An 18296-nucleotide genomic window follows, 5' to 3' on the forward strand; every position below is an offset into this window, starting at 1 on the left:
GCTCAATTGGCCTGATAACTTTGTGAAATCAGCTCAAAGGCGGTTTCGAGTTCAGCGGCGCTGCGTAGGTTCAGTTCAATATTACCCGTTCCCCAATGCCCAATGTTGGATACATCGCGGATAAACTCAGGTTCATGGGGTTTGCCTGTGGGATTGAGTTTTAATAGCTCATCTGTGGGGGTGAGCTTGAGGAATAGCTGAATTCTGGGGTCTTTGTTTTGCGGCGATACCAGGACGCTGACGAAGTTCTTAATCCGTTTAAAGGCGGTGTAGAGTTTTAGCTCTTTCCGCTGCACCTCGTCACCCAGACCGTTGGCGTATTCGCAAACCTGATTATAGAGGCTGATCAGTTCCGGGGATGATTCAGCCAGCCGCTCTTCCTGGGATTTATCCCCTGACCTGCCCCGGCTGTCTGTATTTGATGTTGCCCTGCTGCTTTGAGACGCAACCTTCTTCGGGGTGCTGGCATCGGCGGTTTGCGCATTCACCAGTTCCAGCAACAGCAGGTCATTACCAAAGTAACGGTAGCGCATCAGTTCGATATTCCGATTGATCTGCTGTACCGCATGTTCATCATAGCGGTTGAAATCCGCCGCGATGCAGATCAGTCGTGTACCGCTCCACTCGATTGATTCGGTCACCTCTTTATCCAACTGTTTCATCACCAGCAACTGGAACTCCGCCTGATGATCCAGCAACCAGTCGAGGTAGAACAACCCCTGATTGATCACATTCTCATTGCTATGGCGTTTGTATTCGATAATCACAGGGCAGTTGTTTTCATCCAACCCCAGCGAATCGATCCGCCCTTTGTGGGTCTTGCCGGTACTGTATTCGCTGGCAAGAAAACGCACGCCGAGAAAGGTTTCCAGCTGACTTTCGATCAGTTGTTGCAGCTCTTTTTCCAGCAGCGCACTGCGCCCCGCCAGTTCATAAACGCTGTCGGCGTTAATCGAGAAGAGTTTGATATCGCTCATGCGGTGGCTTCCATGCTGGGTTGAGATTGTTCAGGCGTCCAGTTACGCACGTCGATTTTACCTGTGACGGCGGCTGAGATTAGAGCTGTGCGGCGCTCGTTTAACAGTATGATGCTTGCTTCAGATTTTAAAAGAATGTCGTCAAATTTATTGGTTTTTATCTTTAACTCTTCAAAGAGCGCATTGGCTTCTGAAATTGGTGGAATCAAAACAGGTAATTCTTTAATAGTAGATTGACCAATGTTTTGCATAGAATGACTTGCACCGGTTGCCCCCAGTTCTATTTGCTGTCGGACGATTGGAAGTGCCAAGTAATATGAAATAAATTGTGAATTTACATTCTGATCAAATCGAAGCCTGTATAGTTTGTCACATAGAATTAGATTATTGTGTGATTCCTCTACAACGGCAGCGCTTCCAACTAACTCTTTCGTATTTGCTCTTGAAATAAGCAAATCACCCTTTCGAATTAAGTACTGCAGCTGAGGCGTAAGCTCCGCAGGCAAGGCTTTATTCTCCATCGAGTTAAATGTGCCATTATTTACACAACCAACCTTCAATACACCATATTCATTACCATCAGCTGGGCGTGAGTCACACTGAGGACTCCAGCCTTGTTCAAATAACCTTGTGTGGTGCTTTATACGAGAAACATCCCAATGCTCAGGCACATCTCCCAACCACTCAACACCTGAATCTTTCATCGGGACGTTGGGGTTTAAGCCTTTGGTGACGGCATGGCTGATCACCGCCTGACGCTTCTCCTTCAGCAGTTTAATCAGTTGCTGCTGCTTATCGATCAGGGTGTCGATCTTAGCGGTTTCGTGGTCGAGGAAGTTGGCGATTTGTTGCTGTTCTTTTTTAGGCGGTACCAATATATTAAACTTACGTAGATCTGCTTGGAATAAATGAGGCACTCCCATTCCTCCCCGCATTCTATTAATAATATTTTGAGTATATTCAGAGACAAAGAAATAATACAAAAAGTTACTTTGAAGCCCCCCGGCACTTCGTAATACGGCAATTGAACTATTTACCGTGGCAGGCTCTGGGAGATGTTTTACTATATTAGTCGTTCCAGTGGTCGATCCATCTTTAGTTACAAGAATATCCCCAAGTTCTAACATAATTTCTGGAGATTCATAGTAACGATTTTTTGTAATTCTGTTTACATGGTTGAAATCAATCTCACTATTTTTAATATTTGGAGTTGCAAGAAATATATAGCCCTCGTCAACATATTCTTCAGCCTTGAGCCCCTTCCAGCCAAGTCTAGCTTTAACCGAACATTCAAAACCCAAATAGCTTATAGCCCAATCTGCTGGGATTTCTTTTATCCATTCAATGTTTGGATTGCGATAATCAGGATAAATTTGATATTTCAAATCCATCATGAGTGAACCTCCCTTAGCAGGTTCATAATCTCCGCACTCACCTTATCCAGATCCGCATCAATCTCTTCCAGGCTACGTGGCGGCTGGTACACATAAAAATGTCGATTAAACGGAATCTCATAACCGACAATGCCGATCTCACCGTCTTTATCATCACGCTTATTCGCATCGATCCAGGCATCAGACACATGGGGTGCTACTTTACGGTCGAAGTAGCTTTCGATCAGGCTTTGAGTGGGCTGAGAAGGATCGAGCGGTACGTTTTCATTGTCTCGCAAATCACCATCAGGCTGGTATTCCACCACGGCGGGTTTGCCATTGATGGTTGTATCAAAAGCTCCGTATTTGGGTTGCGATCTTTCTTTCAGCACTTTTTTGATAACAGGCTGTGCCTCTGGGTTTTTCCAGCTTATGGCGTCCAGTAGTTGCTTCTTCTCTTTGGCATCCAGCTTCACGCCTGTCTGTTTCATGGCGAGTTTCAGCTCGTCTTCAAACCGGTTGAAGTCATCACAAGGGTTATCGATAACGGCGTTAGTACCCATTGATGAACCGAGCCCGCCCTGCAACTCATAGCCTTTATGCAGCAGGCTTTGCTGGCTGAGCCAGAGTTTGCTGTCGAGCAGCTCTTTAATCTGTTTCTCTTTCAGTTCGGGGTAACTGGCTTTCAGCTCTGCCCTTATCTCTGTAGCATAGTCAGACAGTTGTCCGTAACTTGCATCATCCCAATCCCGACCATACGCCAGCCAGATCCAGCGCATCGGCGCGTTAAAAGGCTTTGGCGCAAAACGCAGCTCTTCCAACCGTTCATCGCTGATCTGTACCGACAGACGCAGTGGGCGCTCGATGGTAATACGACGATAACCGAAGTCGGTTGAAGCAAATATTTTACTGGAGAAGGTTTTCGCTGATTCAAGCTTAGGACTAAGCCCTGAAGAAGAGCCTGCCTGGCGGCCACGGCTGCTCTTCTGATCAGCAGGTTTATCCAATAGCTGATGATCAACGGTTTCGAATTCGCCAAAACAGCGGGTGATGATACGAATATCATCCGCACTCATCTCATTGCGTTTTGAGCCTAACGATTTACGCATCTTGCCGCAGAGATTAACTGCGTTAATCAGCTGCACTTTACCCTTGCGCTCGGCTGATTTTTTATTCGACAGCACCCAGACATAGGTGGCGATGCCGGTGTTGTAAAACATATCATTCGGCAACGCGATAATCGCTTCCAGCAGATCGGCTTCAAGCACGTAGCGGCGGATCTCACTCTCCCCGCTGCCTGCCCCGCCGGTAAACAGAGGTGAGCCATTAAGGATAATACCGATACGGCCGCCGCCCTCAACCTTTCCCTCAAGACTGCCTGAAGCGTTAACAGAGGTGTCGCGCAGTTTGCTGATCAGGTGCATCAGAAACAGCAGTGAACCATCAGACACCCGGGGCAGACCAGGCCCGAAACGACCGGCAAAGCCTTTCAGGGTATGCTCGTCCTTAATCTCACCCTCGACCTTTTTCCAATCCACCCCAAACGGCGGATTTGAGAGCATATAGTCAAACTTATCGGCGTAGAGCTGATCATTGGACAGGGTGTTGCCCAGCTTAATGCGGCTGACATCCTGACCTTTGATCAGCATATCCGCTTTACAGATAGCGTAAGACTCAGGGTTCAGTTCTTGTCCAAACGCCCGCATAACCGCATTGGCATTCAGTTCATGCACATACTCCATACCACTGGAGAGAAAACCCCCCGTACCCGCCGTAGGGTCATAGATAGTGCGGATAATGCCCTCTTTGGTCAGTGCTTCGTCGTCTTCCATAAACACCAATGAGGTAGTCAGACGGACAATATCCCGTGGGGTAAAGTGCTCCCCTGCTGTCTCATTAGAACTCTCGGCAAAACGGCGGATCAGCTCTTCAAATACCAGGCCCATCTCGTGATTGGAAATGGCATGAGGACTCAGATCGGTATTAGCAAACTTCTGCACCACTTTATACAGCAGGTTGGCATCACTCAGCAGGCCAACAAACTCATCAAACTTAAAGTATTCAAAGATCTCACGGGCATCTTTAGAAAAACACTGAACATAGTTGTCCAGGTTATCTTTAATCCCTGTTTCACCCAGCTTATCGAGAGACATGGGGGAGGAGTTAAAGAAGTTGAATCCATCAACACCAGTCTGTTTTTTTACTAAATGAATGACCTGTTTCTCAAAATTATCTTCAGGCAGGTTCATCATCTTTACTTTATCGCAGGCATCCAACACCGCCTGTTTATCTGCCTCCAGCACACATTCAAGACGCCGCAGCAGCGTAAAAGGCAGAATCACCCGCCCATACTGACTCTGTTTGAAATCACCACGCAGAAGATCGGCCACTGACCAGATAAATGCAGCCGTTTGAGAGAAATTAGTCATGAAATCGCTTTGCCTTATTACAACGTATTAGCAGAGCCAGCGGGGAAAGAGATGAAGCGTCCGCTGCCTCTTTTTTGAATGGAAATCAGTGTACTACAGCGACAGTGCTCAGGGTACTGCTGACCTCCAAAACTCTGCCCTTGTTCTGTCTCAAGCTGGAGTTTTCCAGCGTAGATACTATGTCTCGCAAATGTATTAGAGACCTGCGAGTCAGGTTTTGCATCAGAGTAAAAAGGAACCAATCCATGATCTCGTTATTCTCAGTTCTCGACGCAGCCTATGTTGCTTTAAACGGGGGACGCTATCACCTGCTGTGCTGGTCAGGAAACAATATCATGTTCCTCAATATACTGAACTAACGCCTCTTTTCTCATCGGTTTGGCAAAGTGATAGCCCTGTATCCGGTCGCAGCCAAACGCTTTGAGAATATTCACCTGTTCCTGAGTCTCTACCCCCTCAGCGACGATGTCCATTTCCAGATTTTTGCCGATCATGATGATATTTTGCACCATCTTCTGGGAGGATTCATCGACGAACATAACGTCGATAAAGCTCTTGTCGATCTTCAGTTCGTCGATGGGCAGGCGGCGGAGGACGCTCAGTGATGAATAGCCGGTGCCAAAATCATCCATGGAGATCTCGAGGCCATGGTCCTTAAACTCCTGCAGTAAAGGCACGATGTGATCAATATCCTCGATGAACAGGCTTTCGGTAATCTCCAGGGTAATCGAGGCGTTATCGAGGTTATTCGTTTGTATACTCTGAATAAATCGTTCGGCAAAGCCCACCTCCATCAGCTGACGCACTGAGATGTTTATTGAGGTATGAAAAGACCGGTTCAGTGTGCTCTGAACCTCTTTCACATCTTTGAGGGTTTGCTGCGTGATAAAGTTGCCGATGGCGGGCATCTGACCAGAGGTCTCGGCGACAGATATAAAACGATCAGGCGGGACAAACCCTAAGGTAGCGCTTTGCCAGCGCAGCAGCGCTTCAACGCCATAGAAATCCCCTTCCGGGGTGACCTGGGGCTGATAAACCATAAAGAGTTCATCATCGGAGATCGCACTACGCAGAGCTTGCTCGATTTTGACGTTTTGCAGATAGCCCTCTTCCATCTTGTCTTCAAACAGGTGGATACTGTTTTTAATTTTTTTCGATTCATACATCGCTATATCAGCAGATCGCAGCAGGATATCAAAACTTTCACCATGGATTGGATATTGTGCAATACCGATACTGGCCCCGATATGCAACTTCAAATTGTTGACCCTGTAGGGTTTACAGATGGTTTCAATTACTTTTCGGGAGAGCGCCATCACCTCATCTGTGTCGACTGACGGGGTTAACACCACAAATTCATCTCCCCCATGACGGATGATGATTGAGTCTTTCGGCTGGACTGACTGAAGTCTTCTGGCAAGGTCCAGCAGTAGCTGGTCACCACACTGATGGCCAAAGCTGTCATTGATACTTTTGAAGCGATCTAAATCTATATACAGAAGACTGAATGGCTGAGTAACGTCATGAATCCAGTTATAGATATTGGTCTGTAGATAGCTCCGGTTTGGCATCCCCGTGAGTTGATCATGGGTTGCCTGATAGAGTAAATCTTCGTTTCTTTTCTTATCTGCGTTGAAGATAACCCGGACCAGGGCATAAAGCATGACCTCAACAGCCACAAATATAGAGAGATAGATTTTTACCAAATTGGCAAAAGCGGTGGAGACAATATCCATTTTAGTGGTGGAGAGAAACCACAGTTTGTATGTGTCGTCATACTTCAGTGAAGCCAGATATTCAACGCTCTCATCGCCGGTGTAAGGGAATGATACTATATGCCCGGTGCGCTTCAGTTCATCTTTTGAATGCGCATAATGCTGGCTTAAGCTCTTCTCAATGCTCTGAAGTCTTTCAGCAGAAAAAGATGATCGGTACACTTCGTAATTATCAGCAGTGCCGTTACTTGCATACTGTATGTATTGGTCATTGTCTCTGATAATGAGGGTGTTGTATCGGTCGTTTTTATCAGCATTCCTCACGATAAACCCAAATGAATCCTGCAGTCTGAGCGCGGCAGTAATAACGAGCTTTACATTGCCTTCACTATCTCTTATCGCTTTTCTGATGGGGACAATCCAGTCATTGAACGGCTTGAAAAAATAGGTTCTGCCAAACATCATGTTCTGGCTTTGCATCACCGCCAGAAATGATTCACGGCTTTCCTCTTGCTCTATCAGATTGGGGAACCTGGACACATCAAGACCGTGAGTGGCAAATAACATTTTTCCCTGTGGGTTAACGATAGCAATTGATGTGATGGCTGGGCTTTCGAGAAGTGCTGCGTCGAGCATTCTCATCGAGCTGATGTTGTTTTTATAACGGGTGTCTTCAATAAACCGTTGCCCTAAAATATCCAGCATTACCTCATGGGTCTGGTACAGCGAGTGTGTTGAACTGGCTATCAGTTTAAGCGTATTCTCCTGCGATCTTTCGTACCGGTTATATATGTTATTCCAGCCAATGTATGAAACAGCAATCAGGCAGATCAAAAAGAAAATCGTAAGAATATAGAAGATCGACCAGATGTTCTTTTTGAACAACCACATATGAAATCACCATGGGTAAGATGGTTACAAGTCCTAGGCAGTATGTGTCGTATTTCTGGATTCCGCGAACCCTTAATGCCTAATATGGTGATTGTTTCACCCGGAAACTGCTGTGATCAACAATGATTGACGTTGAACAATACCCGATTGGTATTCAACCAGAGACAGTCTCTTTCTACGCAATGCAGATCAGGCGTAGACTACCCGATTTCGTCCTTCCTGTTTGGCGCGATACATCGCTTTGTCGGCATCGGAAATCATATGGTTGATGGTATGGCTGTCACCACTATCAAAATGTATGGTCGTAACTCCAAACGAGGCGGTTACCGAGATCGCTTCACCGCTGCCCAGCGCGATGTTTGTGCTGGCTATTGCCTGCCGGAGTCTTTCAGCGCTTTGCAGGGCCTCATCATGGCTGGTCTGCACCATCAGCACAACGAACTCCTCGCCGCCTAACCGGGCAAGAATATCCGCAGCGCGAACAGTCGTCAGGCTGACATCCGCTATTCTTTGTAGCACCAGATCGCCAATGGCGTGTCCGTAGGTATCGTTGACCTGCTTAAAATGGTCAAGATCAAACATGATGAGAGACAGTGCATTGTTATAACGGCTGGCAACCAGCATCTCCCGGTTTGCCAGTTCAAAGAAATGACGCCGGTTGATAAGCTGGGTCAGGAAATCGGATCGGGCTTGCTTCTCCAGCTTATGCTCCATCTCCCGGTGCAATGTTATATCCCGCCCGATGGCCAGTGCTCCCCCTCCTCCTTCATTCTCTTCGCTAACGATATTAAACATCAGATATCGCTGGCTTGATCCTGTGTGGATGCAGATCTCAACCTGCTGAGGGGTGCCGGTTTTGATCACTTTTTTGATGACTGAACGGTAATGTTCAAGATAGCTGTCATTTTCTGATATATCGCTTGCGAACAGCGCAGCGAAGTTTGGGTTGGTGTAGATCAGATCGCCAACTCCATCATAGCGTGCGATCGCATCCGGAGCGTTCTCTGCCAGACTGCGGTAGGCTTGTTCGCTGCGTACCAGTTCTTCCCGATTTTTGAGGGTTTCTATTGCGATAGATGCCAGATTAGCTGCAAAGGATATCATTTGAATATCGTGATCGTCCGGCTTATTAGGCGTATTGTGATAGATTGCAAAACTACCCAGGACGCGACCCGTGGAAGAGATAATGGGTTCGGACCAGCACGCTCTCAAGTCGGCCCGGGCTGCCAGTTCACGATAGGGAGCCCAGTATGGATGGGTGTCAATATCCTCAACGATAACCCGTTTACCGAGAAAGGCCGCTGTACCGCAGGAGCCAACCCCCTCGCCTATCTCAACGCCATGAATCGCTTCGTTATAAAAATCAGGGAGGCTGGGTGCCGCACAATTTAACAGATGCCTGCCTTCGGCATCCAATAACAGAATGCTGCAGCGAATTGAGGGATCGTCTGACTCAATATCGGTTATCAACTGATGCATGATACTGCGTAGTTGTTCCCCCTGCGCAACCCGCTCCATCATTCTGTTGCGGGTCAGGTTGCGTTGTTCGATTCGCCACTTCTCTGTGATATCGATGCAGTTGTAGAGTATTTTCTGATTAACGGCCGATACCTGACTTGAGATTCTTTTGCTGGTGCCATCCTTACAGCGGACAGTACTTTCCGTAGTAAGGGGGGGCATAAAGGCGCCGTTACTTTTTTTCTGACTGTAGAGCCATCTCTTAAATATTTTCTCTATCGGATGACGGACTTCAGGGTCTGGATACGCTGCCTTATACCAGCTATCTACATCTGGAAGATCTTCCAGGGTGTAGCCCAGTATCCGGGTAAATGTGTGATTAATATATTCGATATTGCATGCTTCGTCGCACCAACTGATACCTGTGGGTGAATTATCAAGCAGGTCTTTTATCTCAATACGTTGCTTTTTACTGTGGCTGAGGGCTTCCTGAAGGTGGTGCTCTCTGATAGCGCTCAGTGCGCTTTGGGCCAGCACAGTGGTCACCTGGACCATATGATTCAGCTGCTTTTCCAGTTGCGCTTTAGGGATGACCGGAGCCTGTTTAATGGCCTCTATATAGGCTGCTTTGTCGTAATTAAAGCGTTCTGCCTGTTGCTCATAATAGCTAAGATCGGGCGGCTGATGCAGTAGTTGTCCCATGAACAGGGTGGCAACATGCTTACCGTCGATATTGATGGGGGTGGCGTAGTCATAGAGGCCATTTTTACAAAGAGAGTTACAAACTTTTTGAGTCTGGGCCTGTTCGAGGAGGGTGCAATTGCTTTCGACGCAACGGCGGTTTGTCTCTTCGTGACCGCGATGAAAACGTGTACAGGCATCGATCCAGCCGGCTTGGGTGATCAGTTCACCCCCAGGCCCGACCAGGCCATTCGGTATTCCGGTCGCCTGATAATAACCTTCCAGCAGCTCTGCAAAGCAGGTTATATCAAGTAGCTTCTCGATACGGTAATCATCATCGGAGCCGTTAACCGGAATTTTGTTCATCTGTTACATCTCAAAAAGCCTTCCTGGCAATCACTTTTCTGGGTGGTAGTGCTACTTATACGTTCGTCGTCTGGCTTCCATAAAACCAATCCACTTTATTGGTGTATGACGCAGCGGTCAACGAATTGAGGCTATTCTTTTATTCTTTTGTCGTTAAAAATCCGGTTTATTGTCTGTTTCTCCTGCGTTAAGGCTAGTCTAAAGACGGTGCTAAAATCCATCATTTTAGCGCTTTTGTGAAAGGCTCTTGAGGTGTGTCAGAACTATTTACCGTTTCAGGACGATGGCGTTGTGGATGCTGGCACGCTCTGTTTCTCGTTTTGTTCCGTTTACTGGCTTCGCTTGGCATGTACTCAGGCGGTTTCATTTCTTCATTAAATGTCGCTTTCAAAAATAGCTTCGGTTATCTTTCATCCCGCAAACCCATTTATAAGCACTTATTATAAGCTCTTAGTGATTCTGGAACTTTTTAGCATGATTGATTTTGCCCGGCTTCAGTCTAAATTTACTACCCTGAGAAGCAACAAAGCGTTTGAGCTATTTGTTGTGATTGTGATTATCAGTTCAGCTTTGTTAGTGGGTGCCAAAACCTATGAACTCTCCCCTTTAGCAATCACGCTGGTTGTCTGGCTTGACCGTCTGATTACGGTTTTCTTTCTGATTGAGATCAGTATTCGCTTCCTGGGGGAAGAGAATAAAAAGGACTTTTTCAAAAATCCCTGGAATATTTTTGACACACTGATTGTCACCATCAGCCTGATTCCGATTGATAACACTGATATGGCACTGGTGGCTCGTCTGGTTCGGGTTTTCCGGGTGTTGCGGATGGTTTCTGTTATCCCTGAACTGCGCCTGCTGCTCAACTCCCTGATTAAAGCGATGCCTCAGCTTGGTTATGTTATCCTGTTGATGTTTATCATCTTTTATATCTACGCTGCCATCGGTAGTACGCTGTTTGAAGATATCAATCCTGAGCTCTGGGGCGACATCACTATCTCGTTGCTGACCCTGTTCCGGGTGATGACATTTGAGGACTGGACCGATGTCATGTATGAAACGATGACGGTCTATAAGCTCAGTTGGATCTACTACCTGACCTTTATCTTTTTCACGGCGTTTGCGTTTCTGAATATGGTAATCGGCATCGTGGTGAATGTTCTGGATGAGGAGCACGCTAAGGTCAGAAAACAGGCGGCGATCGACGCCCATGAGCCCACCATTGCTGATCTGCAACAGCAACTCGAAGAGATTAAGTTGCTGCTGAAACAGCAGACAAAGTAGCGGTTTTTTACTGAATCGCTGATGCCTCCTGGCTGATTAGACGAGGTCGGTCAGCAGTTCCGCCGCCCAGTCGGGCAGCGGATCAATGTGTGAGGTCAGCACCTGCTGGCGGATAGTGGCAATCTGGCGGAAAGGGTCGGTAGAGCTGGAGTTATCCAGAATCCTCACCTGATCACACAACGGCAGAGCCGCACGAACATTGATTAACGTTCTGGGGATGCGGCCTTCCACTTTTTCTTCAGGCACAAAGTGCCCGCCCTCTTCTACTCGCTGACTGATGCGTGCATGGTTAAGCGCGCTGGACTGAACATGAATCAGTACCAGAATAATCTGATAGCCGAGCGCTTTGGCTTTTGCGATGAAATCAATCTTTGACGGGTGAGAGAAAACGGTTTCAAAACAGAAGTTGGCACCGTCCAGTAGTAACTGTTGACGCATATTTGCGGCCAGTTGTGCTGCGGTATAGCTGTTGCCTTCGGGGTCATCCGGAAACAGTTGCTTTGCCAGGATGTCGGCATTGACGAAAGGCATCCCCAACGGTTGCAGAAACTTTCGGTAAAAGGTGCTTTTACCGGCACCATTCCCCCCTGTCAGCATCCACAGCTGTTTAGGCTGCACCGGTATCGAGTCCTTTTTCTACCTGAAACTGGCCGTTACGGAACTGCCCCAGAGAAACGTGTCCATCGCTGTCTATCTGCTCCAACAACCCCGGATGGCTGGCGGATGCCTGATAACGTAACGATGCAGCGGTAATGTCATCGCTCAGGCGGCCGCTTGTGCGATCATTTTCAAGAGCCTCGAACAATACATCAGGGTCAACTGCCGGGCCAACAACGGGCTCGATACGCACCCGGGCAAGGCCTGCACACACCTGCATCAGCGTATCGGGGCTGATGACATTGGCAACGCTTCGGCCTATATCCGCCCAATATTCAATCTGCTCTGCGGTTGAACGATGTAACTGCTTGCCTGCCAGGGTGGCCTTTTCAACTAACTGCGCTTCTAAACGCAGCGGAGAGTGTGCTTTTGCCATGATGACTTTCTCCCTATGGGTTAACTTAAAAAATTGTAGCAGATCGCTACGCGAATACCAGTCATTCCCCGTTTCCTCGTCGCCGCTTTAGGATTAATATTGCGGCCAGACGACGGGGCTGACATCAAATCAGCAGTGATCACGCGGCAAGGAGTGTTCATGGACACTATTCTATCTGACATATCTATGCTGGTTATCCCGCTTCAGATAGTCTTATTCTGGCTCAGCCTCTGGCTGATTCTTCGTTTTTTCTCCTCTACGGTGATTGCCACCTGGCTAACCAATGGCTTGTTTATGTCATCTGTCGCCGCCCTGCTTATAGTTAACCTGGGAGCGCAACTGAATGTTGATGACGCGCTGAGTTTACGGGGGCTATTGACCGGCCAGATGATCGGTATGAATTTTGTCGTTATGCCATTTTATTACTGGCTGGATAAACGCAGATCATTCCTTGTGCACACTTCGCGTGCTCCGGAAGTTGTGCTGCACAGCCTGTCCTTTTTGGGTGGTGCAGGCGGTGCGCTGGTATCGCAGAAGTATTTCCATCACAAGACGGTGAAGCCCGGTTTTCGGGCAAAAACATGGGTGGCTTTTACCGTTAACCTGGTGTTGTTCTATGCAATCCTCTTTTATATCCCCTGAGGCAGGCTTGCAACGACTACCCTCCGTAATATTTTGCCAGATAATCGAGAATACGTTCATGCTGATCGGCTGGTAGTTCATCCATGCCCTGCTCTTCTACCATCCACACCAGAGTGTCCGTCCAGCGGGAGCGACTCATGCCCTGCTGTTTCACCAGCATAATGGAGTGGCAGCGAGAACAGACCGTGTAAACATCTTCCCGTCCAACCCCCTCTTTTAGCCCGCCATAGTCGAAACTGCTGGAGGCCCCTACCACTGGCCCATCATCAGTCAGTGTCTTCAAATAAGCGACCACCGCAGAGCGATCGGTTTCTGAACTGATACCCGAAAAGGCCATGTGGTTATTGGGGATGAAGGTAGCAGGAGACGCCAGATAATGTTTCAGGTTGTCCTCTGTCCAGCTCCCTTCAAACTGTTTAAACGCTTCAGAGTATTCAAAACCTGCAGCTGCCCCCACCTTTCGGCCAACAACATTCCAGAGGTTAGGGCCAATATTGTGTGGTTCTCCCTTTGCTAAGGTATGACAGCCCTTGCAGACCAGGACCAGCTGTTGGCCTCTGGCTGCAAGGTTTGCCTGATCGGCAAAAGCTGACTGAGAGCCAACCGACCCGGCAAGCACGCTGAATAGCAGTGCGGTGGTGAGTTGTCTGATCATATCGAACCCTGTCAACTGACTCTGACTGCCACCCGGTGCATACTGTTGTTGAGATAGCCTTTGGGGTTCCAGGCGATCCCGAATGGCTGACTGACACCCTTGTCATCGGTGGCTTTGGCCCATACTTCATAATAGCCGGACTCAGGGAACGTCACCTGGGCTTTGAAGCGTTGCCAGGCGCCAAAGTTAGGCTGTTCACCCAGCTCGGCTGTGATCCAGGTGGCACCGAAATCGATGGAGATCTCCACCTGGGTGATTTTACGCTCGCCGGACCAGGCGTTGCCGCGCACTTCCAGGGCTTTTTCGTTGAGCATGGTTCCGGTGGCCGGATGTGTGATCAGGGACTTGACCGGCATCCGCTCGATGATAACAAAGTCTTCTTTAGGGACCTTTTCCCCTGCTGCAACCGGGTGTTTGGGTACGCGATAGGCGGTACCGGTCATTTTGGCACCGTCATGTACCTGATCACGGATATTGATGCGCTGTAGCCATTTCTGTGAACAGGAGCCGGGCCAGCCGGGAACGATCAGTCGCAATGGTGCGCCGTTCATTGGATGGATCGGTTTACCATTCATGGCAAACGCGATCAGGTTATTGGGGTCCATCGCTTTCTCGATAGGCACACCGCGGGAGATCGCTTCTTTGCCCTCTTTGCCGGACAGGTGTTTATCGGCGCTGTGGTGAGCGGTATACACCGCGCCGGGTTTAACTCCGGCAGCCTTGAGTACATCGGCTAAGCGGACACCGGTCCATTCAGCGCAGGCAACCGCACCATAGGTCCACTGATTACCACTGGCAGGTGGGTCAAAGGCCGCACGGCCATTACCACCGCACTCGACGACAACCGGTCGGGTAACCACCTCAAACTTATCCTGCAGATCTTTAATGGACAACGTGAGCGGCTTTTCAACCAGCCCATCGATCGTCAGCTGCCAGCTGTCCGCATCAACCTCAACGGGAGGGACGCCATTATTACGAATGAAGTGACGGCTGGTGGGTGTGACCGCATCGTCCAGCAGGTGTGCGGGTGTTTCCGCATTGACCGGACGGTCATTAAGAATGGTTAGTCCCTCTTTCCCTTCGATAGAGAACGGGGTGGTATCATCGGCCATCGCTGCGGGAATAAGACCCTGAGGCATGTTGCGGTGGTAGGGAATAAATGACACGCCCAACAGCGCTGCCATACTGGTGAGACCTGCCCCGCGTAGAAAGCCACGCCGGTCCTGATTAGCGACACGTCCGAAAACCTTCAGGTCTGCGGTGGCAGGGTCTTCTTCATATAACGCGTGTAAGCCTACCGATTTTTTATTCTTGGTGTTCATCGTCATTAGCTCCGGTTTTTTTATTGTCAGGAGAGCGTTTTTTTTCGAATATTAATAACAGCTAATATAGCTTAGTTAAAAAATCGACAATTACCTAACTCAGCTGAAATATAAACCGGAGCACGGATGAAGGCTGAAAGCTGGCCCCAGATGAGGGGCGCTAACTTAGCCGCTGTACTGCTGACGAATCACCTTTTTATTGAGCTTACCAACACTGGTTTTTGGTATATCTGACACCACACTGATCTTTTCTGGGATAGCCCATTTGTTAATTCTGCCACTGTCAACAAACTGCTGAAGATGTGCCTGGATTGCGTCAGCGTCAACGGTATTGCCCGCGACAGGAACAATCATAGCAAAGGCCCGTTCACCCCATTTTTCATCAGGAACACCCACCACTGCGACTTCTGAAATCAGAGGGTGCTGGCTGATCAGGCTCTCCAGTTCAATCGAAGAGATCCACTCTCCCCCGGTTTTGATGACATCCTTAATGCGGTCTTTAATTTCCAGTACATTGGCTTCATCCATCGATGCCACATCACCGGTATGCAACCAGCCGTTTTGCCAGAGCTCAGCGCCCTTTTCTGGCTCTTTATAGTACCCCTGAGTCAGCCAGGGAGCCCGTACCACAACCTCCCCTACCGCTTCGCCATCATGGGGGACTTCGTTGCCAGCAGGGTCTACAATCCGCAGATCAACCATGGCATTAGGCACACCTGTTTTGATGCGCAACGGCATCTGATCGATCATATCAAGCTCACGGGCTTCCGGCTGCATGTAGGTTGTGGTTAACAGTGGGCAGGTTTCGGACATACCATAGGCGGTATGGAAGAGAATCCCTTTTTCGGCCATCTGCTGTGCCAGGGCCAGTGTCGGGGCGCTGCCCCCGGTGACCATTTTCCAGCCAGTCATATCCGTGGTTTTAGCCTCTTCACAGTTGAGAATCATCTGTAGTACCGTCGGCACGCCATGGGAGAAGGTCACCTTCTCATCACGATAAAGCTTCACCAGCTTATTGGGTTCATAACGGCCCGGATAAACCTGCTTAACCCCCAACAGCGTGGCGATATAAGGCACGCCCCAGGCATGTACATGAAACATCGGCGTCATCGGCATATAGACATCATCCGAACGCAGCATTGGCTGCCCATCATAAAGTCCCAGGGTTGCCGCACCATTCAGGGTATGCAACACCAACTGGCGATGGGAGAAGTACACCCCTTTGGGGTTACCGGTGGTACCGGTGGTGTAAAACAGGGTTGCCACCGAGTTTTCATCGAAATCTGGAAACTCATACTGGTCGCTGGCGCCTTTTAGCAGCGTTTCATATTCGCCAAATATGTTCAGAGAGGTCGCTACTGGCTGGTCTTCGTCAGTTAGCTGGATGAAGCCAGTCACATGGGGTAACTCTGTCGACAGCTGCTCAGCAATAGCGACAAAATCATCATGAACCAGCACCAGCTTGTCCTCTGCATGGTCCATCGTGTATTGGATCTGATCAGGGCTTAGACGCACATTAACATGGTGTAAAATGGCGCCAATCATCGGTACAGCAAAGTAGGCCTCCAGGTAACGATGGCTATCCCAGTCCATCAGTGCCACGGTGTCACCCGGCTCTACGCCAGCATCAGTTAAGACATGCGCCAGCTTGCAGATACGTTGATAGAGAGTGCGGTAGTCATAGCGGAACAGATCGCTATAGACAATCTCCTGGTCGGGCTGATATCGCTTACCCGATAGCAGCAGATTTTTAATCAGCAGCGGGTAATGGTAGGCATTCTCAGCAGGTTCTATTATTTTTGTTTTCATCGCTTTCCCTCGGTGAATGGTTATTTCCCTCTGACGCATCGCGTCATCGTAGTCGTTACGATTTTATGGACCTCGCCCACAAGGTTAAATCTGATAATTCGACCCTATCACGTCTTTTAAGTGCCTGATAGATGGATAATTATCTTCTTTGTGCAGAGCCGTTATGAAGATAAGCCGTTATGAAAATAGAGTATAGTCATGAATTCATCGCTTTCGGGCAATTTGCAGGTTGCCCTGTAATCATAGGCCTCATAAATCTGTCATCTATACGTCATCGCTCTGTCACCGACACTATTTAGCATGCCTGTGCTGAATATATGGTCTGTGTATCGGTAGATTCTGACGGGGCACAGTGCCGGTAAACTGAACTATGGGATTAAATCGATTATGCTGAAAAAACTATTGCTAGCTGCATCCGGCTCCTGCCTGTTGCTGGCGGCCAATGCTCCACTCGTGATGGCACAAGAGCGTGCTGAAACCCTGAAAGTAGGCCTCTGGGGAGATCAGTTTTACAGCAAAGACGCTGCAGAAAAAGCACAGCGGACAAGTCAGACCATCGAGTCGATGAATGCCCATAAGCTGAACTTCACCATGTATGCCGGTGATACTAAAAACGGCAGCAGTGAATGTAGCGACAAAGCGATTGGTGACGATATTATCAGTGTTTATAACAGGCTTGATATGCCGACACTGTATACGCTGGGTGATAATGAGTGGACCGATTGCCACCGCACCAGTAATGGTGCTTACGACCCACTTGAGCGTCTGTCATTTTTGCGTAAAACCTTTTTCAATAAGGCGACTACCCAGGGTAAGAGCCCCATTGCGGTTGAGCGTCAGGGTGAGCTGGGTGAAGCCTACAGTGAAAACAGCCGTTTCGTTGCCAGCAACGTTGAGTTTGTTGCCCTCGCGGTCACCGGTAGTAACAACAACCTGGTGGTGACTGAAAAACAGTGCACCAAGAAATCTAAACGCAGTGCTGAAGACTGTGCGGCGGCCAGCGAAGAGTATAAAGCGCGAAATGCTAAAAACATTGAGTGGCTTAAGGAGTCGTTTGCGAAAGCGAAGCAAGATCAGCTTGCTGGTATAGCGATCATTATTCAGGCTGACATCTTCTTCCCGTTTGAGCTCTCTGATGGTGGATATGAAGATGACTTTATGACAAGCCTGGATGATAAAAACGGTTTCACTGATTTCTTCAAAACGCTGATCAGCGAAACTCAGAGCTATGACGGCCAGGTTGTACTGATTAACGGCGATTCTCACTTCTTTAAAATGGATAAGCCGATGTACAACCCTAATGGGCAACTGACAGCGAACTTCACCCGCGTACAGGTGTTTGGTGAGGAGGATAACAGCTGGATTGAGATGACCGTTAACCCTGCCAGTGAGACGGTATTTACTTTTTCACCGGTAATGCTTAACTGATTGAAAATATTTGCATAAATAGGAATTTGTCTTAGTTACAAATAACGGCATAGACCTTAGTATGCTTAACGTGTTCAGGGTAATCAGGGATTTGATTACGGAACTCAGCAACGTGGCCAGAAGGATTGCAGGAAGCAACGGCTACATGGAAATGGATGGCTGACTTAAGGGGGCGTAGTATGGATGCTACAACTCCCTTGCCTTTTCTTCAGACAACGCTCAACCCTCTCTTTTAC

13 protein-coding genes are annotated in these 18296 nt (G+C 48.4%); 3 read left to right on the forward strand and 10 right to left on the reverse strand.

The features are described 5' to 3' along the window. Positions 1-2: 2 nt before the first annotated feature. From BMY09_RS13115 to BMY09_RS13135, 5 genes are all read right to left on the reverse strand, one after another. Entirely contained in the window at positions 3-977 is a 975-nt protein-coding gene (locus BMY09_RS13115; protein ID WP_091358971.1) for a DUF5655 domain-containing protein, read from the reverse strand. Beyond that, positions 974-2371 carry a restriction endonuclease subunit S gene (locus BMY09_RS13120; protein WP_091358973.1) on the reverse strand — a complete coding sequence of 466 codons (1398 nt, stop codon included), beginning with the start codon at positions 2369-2371 and terminating at the stop codon, positions 974-976. The genes BMY09_RS13115 and BMY09_RS13120 overlap by 4 nt, the downstream gene beginning before the upstream one ends. After that, entirely contained in the window at positions 2368-4779 is a 2412-nt protein-coding gene (locus BMY09_RS13125; RefSeq protein ID WP_091358976.1) for a type I restriction-modification system subunit M, read from the reverse strand. Before BMY09_RS13125 ends, BMY09_RS13120 begins: the two co-directional genes overlap by 4 nt. A 320-nt stretch (positions 4780-5099) precedes the next feature. Beyond that, the gene (locus BMY09_RS13130; RefSeq protein ID WP_175483536.1) at positions 5100-7199 is read right to left on the reverse strand and encodes a bifunctional diguanylate cyclase/phosphodiesterase; all 2100 of its coding nucleotides are present in this window, start codon (positions 7197-7199) and stop codon (positions 5100-5102) included. 375 nt (positions 7200-7574) lie between these two features. Further along, complete coding sequence (locus BMY09_RS13135) at positions 7575-9890, reverse strand: diguanylate cyclase (protein ID WP_091358982.1); 2316 nt, start codon at positions 9888-9890, stop codon at positions 7575-7577. Positions 9891-10364: 474 nt separating this feature from the next. Between BMY09_RS13135 and BMY09_RS13140 the strand changes: the two genes are divergently transcribed. After that, positions 10365-11171 (forward strand): ion transporter, encoded by an 807-nt coding sequence (locus BMY09_RS13140; RefSeq protein ID WP_175483537.1) that lies wholly within the window; start codon positions 10365-10367, stop codon positions 11169-11171. Positions 11172-11207: 36 nt separating this feature from the next. Here BMY09_RS13140 and BMY09_RS13145 read toward each other — a convergent pair whose 3' ends face one another. Next, positions 11208-11789, reverse strand: coding sequence for an ATPase (locus tag BMY09_RS13145; RefSeq protein WP_245756581.1), 582 nt, complete (start codon positions 11787-11789; stop codon positions 11208-11210). Beyond that, on the reverse strand, positions 11779-12204 hold the full coding sequence (locus BMY09_RS13150; RefSeq protein ID WP_091358985.1) for a TA system antitoxin ParD family protein: 426 nt from the start codon (positions 12202-12204) through the stop codon (positions 11779-11781). The genes BMY09_RS13145 and BMY09_RS13150 overlap by 11 nt, the downstream gene beginning before the upstream one ends. A 159-nt stretch (positions 12205-12363) precedes the next feature. On the opposite strand from BMY09_RS13150, the gene BMY09_RS13155 reads away from it, so the two are divergent. Continuing rightward, positions 12364-12846 (forward strand): DUF1294 domain-containing protein, encoded by a 483-nt coding sequence (locus BMY09_RS13155; RefSeq protein WP_091358988.1) that lies wholly within the window; start codon positions 12364-12366, stop codon positions 12844-12846. Between the two features lie 16 nt (positions 12847-12862). On the opposite strand, the gene BMY09_RS13160 is transcribed toward BMY09_RS13155, so the two are convergent. From BMY09_RS13160 to BMY09_RS13170, 3 genes are all read right to left on the reverse strand, one after another. Beyond that, entirely contained in the window at positions 12863-13501 is a 639-nt protein-coding gene (locus BMY09_RS13160; RefSeq protein WP_091358991.1) for a c-type cytochrome, read from the reverse strand. An 11-nt stretch (positions 13502-13512) separates the two neighbouring features. Continuing rightward, complete coding sequence (locus BMY09_RS13165; RefSeq protein WP_217647439.1) at positions 13513-14823, reverse strand: sulfite oxidase; 1311 nt, start codon at positions 14821-14823, stop codon at positions 13513-13515. 165 nt (positions 14824-14988) lie between these two features. Beyond that, positions 14989-16632: a fatty acid--CoA ligase gene (locus BMY09_RS13170; protein ID WP_091358996.1), complete on the reverse strand. Its 1644-nt coding sequence runs from the start codon at positions 16630-16632 to the stop codon at positions 14989-14991. A gap of 387 nt (positions 16633-17019) precedes the next feature. Here BMY09_RS13170 and BMY09_RS13175 point away from each other — a divergent pair, with 387 nt between their 5' ends. Next, positions 17020-18060 carry a hypothetical protein gene (locus BMY09_RS13175; RefSeq protein ID WP_091358998.1) on the forward strand — a complete coding sequence of 347 codons (1041 nt, stop codon included), beginning with the start codon at positions 17020-17022 and terminating at the stop codon, positions 18058-18060. The last annotated feature ends 236 nt before the right edge of the window (positions 18061-18296 follow it).

The sequence above is a fragment of the Amphritea atlantica genome (assembly GCF_900111095.1).
Taxonomy (GTDB): Bacteria; Pseudomonadota; Gammaproteobacteria; order Pseudomonadales; family Balneatricaceae; genus Amphritea; species Amphritea atlantica.